The sequence below is a fragment of the Acinetobacter sp. V2 genome (genome assembly GCF_001188385.1).
GTDB classification, from domain to species: Bacteria; Pseudomonadota; Gammaproteobacteria; order Pseudomonadales; family Moraxellaceae; genus Acinetobacter; species Acinetobacter oleivorans.
Window position 1 is genome coordinate 1,627,644 of record NZ_JZFB01000001.1, and the last position, 1,666, is coordinate 1,629,309.

Consider the following 1,666-nt stretch of genomic DNA (forward strand, 5'->3'; position numbering starts at 1 on the left):
GTAGATGCCAATACGGTTTGCATTTCTGTTTCTGCTAGTTCAATACGATAGGCATCAATTACAATATCTTGTGTTGCTGCTGAAAAACCAAGCAACACTGCACCTACTGCCATTTGAACCAGATAACTCTGACCTAAAGCTGGGTCCGAGAAAGCCATAATACAAATAGCAAGAACGATTAAACACTGTGCAATTAGCAACCAAGCTCGTCTTCGTCCTAACATTTTAGTTAAGACTGGTACAGGTAACTCATCAATGAGAGGAGCCCAAACGAACTTAAAAGAGTAACCTAGAGCCGCCCAACTAAAAAAAGTGACTGCACTTTTATCAATGCCCGCCTCTCCAAGCCATAAAGAGAGACTAGAGAAAATTAATAAAATTGGAATTCCGGCAGAAAAACCCAGAAACAGCATAATTAATGCACGGCGATCTAAAAACGCTTTAAAAGCCGAGACCCAACCCGAAGCTTGTGTGGTCATTCGTTTTTTATTTTCCATAAATTATAAATGTGCCTATTCAAACCCTTCTTACAATTGCTTTCAAGATTCTTTATGCAAACATTTTTGTTTTGGCGATAAAAACCGCAAGTTTGCTTGATATTTTATGCTAAACCTGTATACCTTTAGGCTTCAACCTTCGTTTTCTTTTGCTGGATATCAACAGTGACACAAAAACTTGATCAAGTGACTATTTCAACTTTATCACTCGCTAAAACAACCACCACAAACGTCACAGTAAATGCATTTCCTTCAGCTTTTGAGCAACCTGATATAAAAATGACCTTAGATAAAACCGTTTTAAAACCTGAACAACTTACACATATCCCCGATTTTGAAAAAATTCCAGCTTCAACTAAACGCATCAAACCTCTTAATAATTTTTTAGGTCAAGATCGTGCCAAAGCATCTGTAGAGGCGGGAATTTCTTTACCCTACTCAGGCTATAACATTTTTGCAGTAGGAACTGCTGGTTTAGGCAAACGTACCATGATTAAACGTTTGTTACAGCAGCACGCCAAAACAATGCCAACGCCTGATGACTGGGTGTATGTCTATAATTTCAAACAAGCACGTCAACCTATTGCCCTACGCTTTCCAGCAGGTCAAGGAACTAAGTTTCAACAAGCACACGACCAAACTTGGCAAATTATTTTAAAACAACTTGAACGCCGTTTTAGTGCAGAGACTTATCACAATCGTATTGAACATATCCGTCAGGAAACAGGTGATGTACAACAACAAGCGCTTGTTGAACTGACAAAAGAAGGCGAAGAACTCGATTTAAAACTCATTTCTCGTAATGAGAAACACGGTTTTGTTCCTGTACAAGTCAAAGACGATCAGGTTCAAGAACTTACCCAAACAGATATTGATGCATTAAATAGTAAGCAACGTGCTGAAATTGCGGCCAATATTCGCTATATGGATAAAAAGCTGGATCGCCTTGGTCTACATTTAGGTGATTTAGAAGATGATGCACGTGACAAAGTGTCTGTGTTAAATCGGGATATTGCAACGCAAGTTGTTATGCCAAGAATGGAGCTTATTTTAAATAAATATGGTCAGGTTAAGGGACTCGAAGATTATTTAAAACAATACGCCCAAGATATTATTGATAATGTTGAACTGATCTTAGAACAAGATGAAGATGATTTTACTCCATCAAT

1 protein-coding gene and 1 pseudogene are annotated in these 1,666 nt (G+C 38.1%); one reads left to right on the top strand and one right to left on the bottom strand.

Features of this window, described 5'->3' with window-relative positions; genetic code table 11:
- Positions 1–497, bottom strand: a pseudogene (locus UC75_RS20640) (MFS transporter); the annotation flags it as partial.
- Between the two features lie 165 nt (positions 498–662).
- Here UC75_RS20640 and UC75_RS20645 point away from each other — a divergent pair.
- Positions 663–1,666: Lon-like protease helical domain-containing protein (locus UC75_RS20645; RefSeq protein ID WP_228137158.1), on the top strand; the 1,004-nt coding region annotated here is incomplete at its 3' end.